Source organism: Micromonospora sp. SYSU B005, assembly GCF_055362685.1.
In genome coordinates this window covers 21596-28286 of record NZ_JAXCFU010000028.1, presented here as the reverse complement: position 1 = coordinate 28286, position 6691 = coordinate 21596, and the positions used below count along the sequence as shown (strand labels likewise).

At 69.1% G+C, this 6691-nt stretch carries 7 protein-coding genes; 3 read left to right on the top strand and 4 right to left on the bottom strand.

Features of this window, described 5'->3' with window-relative positions; all coding sequences use genetic code 11:
• Positions 1-912 precede the first annotated feature (912 nt).
• Together SM452_RS29705 and SM452_RS29700 are read left to right on the top strand one after the other, a co-directional pair.
• Positions 913-1347 (top strand): DUF6228 family protein, encoded by a 435-nt coding sequence (locus SM452_RS29705; RefSeq protein WP_194800401.1) that lies wholly within the window; start codon positions 913-915, stop codon positions 1345-1347.
• Between the two features lie 449 nt (positions 1348-1796).
• The gene (locus tag SM452_RS29700) at positions 1797-2867 is read left to right on the top strand and encodes a polysaccharide deacetylase family protein (protein WP_463841163.1); all 1071 of its coding nucleotides are present in this window, start codon (positions 1797-1799) and stop codon (positions 2865-2867) included.
• A 168-nt stretch (positions 2868-3035) separates the two neighbouring features.
• Here SM452_RS29700 and SM452_RS29695 read toward each other — a convergent pair whose 3' ends face one another.
• The 3 genes from SM452_RS29695 to SM452_RS29685 form a co-directional block, all read right to left on the bottom strand.
• Positions 3036-4160 (bottom strand): WD40 repeat domain-containing protein, encoded by a 1125-nt coding sequence (locus SM452_RS29695; RefSeq protein WP_463841162.1) that lies wholly within the window; start codon positions 4158-4160, stop codon positions 3036-3038.
• Positions 4161-4697 (bottom strand): hypothetical protein, encoded by a 537-nt coding sequence (locus SM452_RS29690; RefSeq protein ID WP_463841161.1) that lies wholly within the window; start codon positions 4695-4697, stop codon positions 4161-4163.
• 388 nt (positions 4698-5085) lie between these two features.
• Entirely contained in the window at positions 5086-5496 is a 411-nt protein-coding gene (locus tag SM452_RS29685) for a RidA family protein (protein WP_194800405.1), read from the bottom strand.
• Between the two features lie 78 nt (positions 5497-5574).
• Here SM452_RS29685 and SM452_RS29680 point away from each other — a divergent pair, with 78 nt between their 5' ends.
• Positions 5575-5952: a winged helix-turn-helix transcriptional regulator gene (locus tag SM452_RS29680; protein WP_194800406.1), complete on the top strand. Its 378-nt coding sequence runs from the start codon at positions 5575-5577 to the stop codon at positions 5950-5952.
• Positions 5953-5993: 41 nt separating this feature from the next.
• Here the strand turns inward: SM452_RS29680 and SM452_RS29675 are convergent, their stop codons facing one another.
• Complete coding sequence (locus SM452_RS29675; RefSeq protein ID WP_463841160.1) at positions 5994-6677, bottom strand: excalibur calcium-binding domain-containing protein; 684 nt, start codon at positions 6675-6677, stop codon at positions 5994-5996.
• Positions 6678-6691: the final 14 nt, after the last annotated feature.

Here is a 6691-nt window from a genome sequence, read left to right as displayed (position 1 = left end):
GGGTACGCGACCACATGCGCGCGCTGCCGCCCCGCTCGGCCGCACCACGCAAGCGCCGCCCCAGGTCCACGCCGGACACCCCGGCCCAGGCCGACTGACGCGCTCCGCCGTCAGCCCGCCCGGACGGCAGTCCCCGCCGCTTTCCTCGGCACTACGCCGACGTCGGCGACCCGGGCACCGCGACCCGGACCTCCGGGTCAGGTGGCGCTGGTGCGGGCGGGCTGCCGGTCGATGTCGAGTTCGAGGTAGATCGCGGTGGCGATGGGCAGCGCCCGCCGGATCCGCGCCTCGGCGTCGTCGATGGTGGCGGCGACGTCCGCCCGCTACAGTCCTCAAGAGGTCGAGCCCCGGCGGCTGGCGCCGAGAGATGCCGCGACGGTTTCCGCAGGCCAGCCACATTGGTGCAGGTAGACCGTGGTCAGCAACTTGATCATCTCGTAATTCGTAGGTCACTGCGGTTACGGTCAGGACTTCTCGGCTAGCTGTTGCAGCCCGTCCGCCGCCTGATCGATGCTGTCGAGCATGAGCACGGCCAGGAGGAAGAGCCCATCGTTGCGCGAGCGGGCAGACCGCCTCACGCTGATTGATCGCTGGCGCCACTTCGTACTGGACCAACCGGTCGTCGTGCATCCCGGCGAAACGATCTGGCGCGAAGGGCGACCACCTCTTGGTGGAGCGGCTCGATGGGCGAGTGGACGCGTACCGCGGCGTCATGAACCGCTGCGGGTGCCGGGACCGGGCGCAATGACTGACAGCAGCTGTTGACAGCAACAACTCGGACCACGGGGTACGGACGGAGCCACCCGGAGGGCTTTCTCGTATCCGTCCTCGGCGGGCTCGGTGTGGTTGTGGGAGCCATTGGCCCCCTCACAGAGGCGAGGGCGTCAGTGACCCTGCATACTGCGAGCCACCATGACTGAGCCGTTCGTTCTGCAGCCCTACGGCGGCGCGCGATGGGTCGTCCATCCGCCGCAGGATCCGTACGGTGACGGCTACGTCTTCACGATCGCGACTGCGTTGCACGAAGAGGGTATGACCGCTTCGACGGTCGCCAAGATCGACGGCCGCTATGCCGACCTGGCGACGACGCTGCCGGCGTTCGTTGAGCGGCTCGCAGCGGACTGGCGTGGTTGGAACGGGACTCGTACCTGGACGTCCGTGGAGCGCGAACTCGCTATCGATGCCCGGCACGACGGACGTGGCTACGTGTCGCTGGGCGTGACTCTCCGGGCTCCTGGTCTCGACGTGGAGGACAAAGCCTGGTCCGCCAGGGCGGTCTTCGTGCTCGAAGCGGGGGAGGAGATGACCCGCTTCGCCGCTGACCTCACGCACCTCCTCCGTACGTAGCCGCCACGGCGACGACATGTCTCTGCGTGCCACTGGTGAGGGCAGACCGGTGGGGCAGACCACGTAGGACCGGAGCGACCAGCCCGCCGAGCCCCGGAACGGGCGATCGAGTTGCCGAGTGCTTGAGGACCCGGACCAGGCGACCCCCGGACGGCCTGGACATGCACTTGGGGATCACGTGGCCTTCTGGTTCTCGCAGCATGTGCAGGGCGGTTCCTTGCCGCCGCTGTTCGCTGCGCTACCGGTTAGGTGAGACGGTGAATGGCCAGTTCATGGGCATTGTCCAGGGAATCCGGCACGTCACCCAGGCACGTACTTCCGGAAAAATTCCGGAAAATCATTGACGTGCTCGAAACGCCGCTGCAATACTCCGAGCGCCGGCAACATCAATCTCTTTCGATTGACGCCATGCGTCGTCAGGTATCACCCGTCCCAAGGAGGACCTGCGCATGTACGCCAGCATCCGCGGCTCCCGCCGCCCGTCCGCACCTCGAACATCGCGTCTCACCGTCCGGTTGGCAGTGCTCGCCTCCACTGTGGCGCTGAGTGCCGCCGGTCTCGCGGTCGCCGCCACTCCGTCCAGCGCCGCCACCTGCAACGGGTACGTCGGCATCACCTTCGACGACGGGCCGACCGGCAGCACCAGCGCCCTGTTGTCCGTGCTGCGCGCGAACAACGTACGGGCGACCATGTTCAACGTCGGGCAGAACGTGCAGAGCAACCAGTCCGCCGCGCGGGCCCAGGTCGACGCGGGCATGTGGGTGGCCAACCACAGTTGGAACCACGCGCACATGACCTCGATGAGTCAGAGTCAGATGCAGTCGGACCTCTCCCAGACCAACTCGGCGATCCAGGCGGCGACCGGCGTCCGGCCGCAGTTGTTCCGCCCGCCCTACGGGGAGACCAACTGGACCCTCCAGTCGGTCGCCTCGTCGCTCGGCCTGCGCCAGGTGATCTGGGACGTCGACTCCCAGGACTGGAACGGCGCCAGCGTCAGCCAGATCGTCTCCAACGCCAGCCGCCTCCAGGCCGGCCAGGTGATCCTGATGCACGACGGCATTCAGAACACCCGCGACGCGATTCCGCAGATCATGGCCAACCTGACCAGCCGCAACCTCTGCCCGGGCATGATCTCACCGAGCACCGGCCGAGCGGTGGCCCCGGACGGCACTCCGCCGCCGACCACTCCGGCGCCGACCGGCACGCCGACCACTCCGCCGCCGACCACTCCGCCTCCCAGCGGCGGCGGGTGCACAGCGACGGCGACGACCCCCAACGTCTGGGGTGACCGGTACAACACCTCGGTGACGGTTCAGGGGGCCGGCAACTGGACCGTGGTCGTGGCTCTGACCCCGCCGCAGCGGGTCTCCACCACCTGGAACGGCTCCCCCAGTTGGGACAGCACCGGTTACGTGATGACGATGCGGTCCAACGGCAGCGGCAACACCTTCGGCTTCACCACGATGATGAACGGCAACAGCAGCGCCAGGCCCCAGATCCGTTCCTGCACCGCGGGCTGACCCCGGTAACCTGCCCAGGCCACTGGAAACGGCTCAGGGCTGGGCTCGGTCGAAAGCGGCGGACTTGACGTTCGGGCATCGCCCCATCGCGGCGTTCACGATGGGGCGATGTCGCCGTCGTCACCGTCTGCCACCACACCCCGTGCCGGAGGCCCGGGGCGGGCCGGCTCAGCCCGGGAGCGTGGCCCGCCTGATCTGCACGCTGTTCGCGTCGCCGACGGAGGCGATCACCAGGTCACCGCCCGCCTCCGTCCCGGCAACCAGGTCGACGGCCTCGCCGTCGTGCCCGTCGTAGGCGTCGCCGACCGGCCGGAGTCCGTCGTCGAGCAGCACGACACCACCCTCGTGGCCTGAGACGACCCAGGTCCGTCCGGCGGCGGTGATCAGCTCCACCGTGCTGCAACGGCCGTTCCCGTGATCGTCGAACTCGCGGAGGAGTTCGCCGGTCACGGCGTCCCGCAACTGCAGATCGTCCATGCCCGCCGGGTCGAAGTCGAAGTCGTCGGCGCCGACGTCCAGGCCCTGGACGAGCACCGCCCGGCCGTTCAGCACGCCGAGCACGGCGACGTCGGCGCGGTCGCTGAGCTGTAGCGGCTGCCTGACCCGCTCTGCGGCCCATACGTCCCACAGCGCAGCCATGGAATCCGCCAGGCAATCCGCGTCGCCGACAATGTCGCCGTGCACCATCGCCAGGAGTCTCTCGCCGGCTGCGGCCATCGACAGGGATCGGACGGTTTGGCCCACCGGAACCTGGGCCAGCGGTTCGGCCGTCACGATGTCCCAGATTCGCAGCGTCTGGTCCGCTCCGCTGACGCCGAGCAGGCAGCGGCCGCCGATGTCGACAGTGACCGCCGCATACATCGGATGGTCGCCGTGATGCAGCGGGTCGCCCAGTTTCGCGCCCGAGTTGGCGTCCCAGCGCTGCACCACCCCTTGGTCGGTGACACCCACCACGATGTCCCGGTCGGGCCCGCCGAAGGCCACCGAGGTGACCGCGCCGCCGGCGTCCAGGGAGTCGATGATTCCGCCGGTGGCCGCGTCCCACAGCCGGATCGTCGCGTCCTCGGAGCCGGAGGCGAACACCGGCTGACCGTTGCGGGTACCGGCGGCCAATGCGGTTATGAAGCCGCTGTCTCCGGTGTCCACCGCCACCGAGGTCAATGCCTGCCTGTCGTCCAGTTCCCAGTCCTGCGACATCCCGCTCCCATCATCCATGAAGATCGACGGGCCAGCTTCCCAGACGACGCCACGTGACCGTGGGCCGGTGGGGCCGACGCTTCCGGCGCCGTACATCTACGCCAGGGGGTCGGTGCTGATGGAGAGCACCATCCCGACCAGAGCCAGCACGTCCACCGCCAAGAGAACGAGGTGCACATACCGGTACCGGCGCGCCATCGTGCCGGCTACGAGCGTCGCCGGCGTGTGGTTCAAGAGCGCCGCGAGCCTGTTCAAGCGCGTCTGGTAATCCTCGGGACGCAGTCGGTTGTGGCCGCCCAGGGCCGGGATCAGGGCGGCAATCGGAATGGGCGCGTGCCCCGAGACCCGCAGCTCGATGTCGAACCCGTCGAGCCGGACTCCGTCGACCAGTGACCGGGGGACGCGGTATCTGACGAGCGGGTTACCCACGACGACGTGCGTGTGGGTCACCGCCACGAAGGCAGCCGGCCCCGCGAGGTACATGAACAGTACGAGCGTGCCGAGCAGCGTGAGACCCATCAGCAGCGTCTGTGGGGTATGGGGGACGCGGGAGGGCGTCACGAGGACGAAGGCGCCGGCCGCCGTGCCCATGGCGATCGCCAACAGGGCGAGCGGGTCATTCCGCCGGATCATGGCCTCAACTTCCCATCAGGTCGGCTGACCGCCCCGCGCGGATCGGGTGACCTTGCAAGGCAGGATCATGATGTACGCGTGGCGTGGCGTGCGCGAGAGGCACCGGGCCGCCGACGTGGGCGGAGGCTCGGGAAGTCCGCACGGATCGGTTGGTCCCTCGCTCTCCTTGCCGGCTATGCGCTGTGGAGTTGGGCCGTGCACGGCTGGGCCGACGCCCACGGCTACCGCGGGTTGCTCGACGGATGGCGTCCCTGGTATCTCGCCATCGCCGCCGTGACCTACTGGCCACCCGCGCACGTCCTGTGGTGGTGGATCTACCCGAGGGCAGGGCTCGTTCCATGGATGCGCGAATGACGATGGATGTGATGTACGTCGAGCAGAAAGCTGCTCAGTGTGCGATCGCTGTCGCCTCCAACTCCACCAGCACGTCCGGCTCGAAGAGGTGATCGACGCCGATCAGCGACGCCGGCGGAAGCGGCTGCGGCAGTCCGAGTTCCTCGGCGACCGACTCGATCCCGGCCATGAACGGCCCGATCTTCTCGGGCGTCCAGTCGGTGACGTAGAAGGTCAGCCGGACCACGTCCTCGAACGAGGCGTCGGCGCCGGCGAGGGCGCGGCCGGTGTTGCGCAGCACCTGCGCGACCTGCCCGGCCAGGTCCCCGGTGGCGACGGGTGAGCCGTCGCCCAGTCGTGCGACCTGGCCGCTGACGTGGATGTGGCGCGATCCGGTGGCGACTGCCACGTGGTGGTACGGCGTGTTCGGCTGAAGACCGGCAGGGCTGAGACGGGTGACGGACATCGGTGCTCCTCCACTGGGCAACTGAGGTTTACCATTGATACCTAGTTGACGGAGGACACTTCAAGGAGACCTGGTTTCATGAGCGATACCGCCGCCGCCGGTGCCGCCGAGCTGCGCGTCGACGCACCGCACCGCGAACTGCTCGATCAGGTGCTGGACAAGTGGTCGCTGAGCGTCCTGAACGAGCTGTGCGAGCGTCCGTGCCGCTTCAACGAGCTGCGCCGCGCGATCCCGGCGGTGACGCAGAAGTCCCTGACGGCGACCCTGCGGCGACTCGAACGCAACGGCATCGTGGAACGGCACGTCGTGGCGACGCGCCCGGTCGCTGTCGAGTATCGGATCACCCCGCTGGGCAAGACGCTGCGTGCACCGGTCGACGTCCTGCTCGACTGGGCCGACGCCCACATGGCGCAGATCGAGCGCGCCCGCAGGGCATTCGACGACGAGCTGGAGTGACCACCGGGGCGGCACCGTCCGGTCCGCCCCGGTGCCGGACGTCACTCGCAGACCATGCCGTCGTTGTCCCGGTCGATGTACCAGTAGTACTCCGGATCCTTGCCCTGCCGGTACGGCCCGTACCCGTTGGCGTTCGCCTCCTTGCAGGTGCCGAAGCGCGGGTCGTTGCCGCCGCCACCCGAACTGCCGCCACCGCCCGTGCTGCCACCGCCGGACTCGCCGTTGCCGCCACTCGGCTCACACGCCTCGCCGTCGAGGTCGCGATCCAGCCCGGTCCGGTACCCCGGCTGGCCGCGCAGCAGCGGCGCCTTGCCGGCTGCGCGTACGGCATCGCAGTTCTTGTAGTAGACGGCGGGCTTCGTGGTCTTGCGCGGGCTCGGCTTCGACGCGGGCTTCGCGGTGGCCGGCGCGGCCGTGGTGGGTGACGGCGACGGCTCGGGCGACGCGGTGCTGAGCTCGGGCGCTGGGGCCGTGGTGGTGGGCGCCGCCACTGTCGGCACCCCCTGGGCCACCTTCTCCGGCGATCCGCTCGGCTCGGAAGTGGCGCATCCGGTCATGCCGATGCCCAGCAACGCGCCGCTGCAGGCGAGGCCGAGGAACACCTTGATCGCAGCCGGCCGGCGGCTCCACCACGACGGCCGTGGCGGTGCCGAGAGCGGGATGCCGGGCTTGTCGGGCAGCGGCGCCTGTTCGCGCCGCGGATTCTGGGGAGGGAGTTCGGTCACAGCGGGCAGTGTGG

Coding starts and splice junctions, on each gene's coding strand:
- SM452_RS29705 (WP_194800401.1), top strand. CDS start 913: ATGACTGAGCCGTTCGTTCTGCAGCCCTACGGCGGCGCGCGATGGGTC.
- SM452_RS29700 (WP_463841163.1), top strand. CDS start 1,797: ATGTACGCCAGCATCCGCGGCTCCCGCCGCCCGTCCGCACCTCGAACA.
- SM452_RS29695 (WP_463841162.1), bottom strand. CDS start 4,160: ATGTACGGCGCCGGAAGCGTCGGCCCCACCGGCCCACGGTCACGTGGC.
- SM452_RS29690 (WP_463841161.1), bottom strand. CDS start 4,697: ATGATCCGGCGGAATGACCCGCTCGCCCTGTTGGCGATCGCCATGGGC.
- SM452_RS29685 (WP_194800405.1), bottom strand. CDS start 5,496: ATGTCCGTCACCCGTCTCAGCCCTGCCGGTCTTCAGCCGAACACGCCG.
- SM452_RS29680 (WP_194800406.1), top strand. CDS start 5,575: ATGAGCGATACCGCCGCCGCCGGTGCCGCCGAGCTGCGCGTCGACGCA.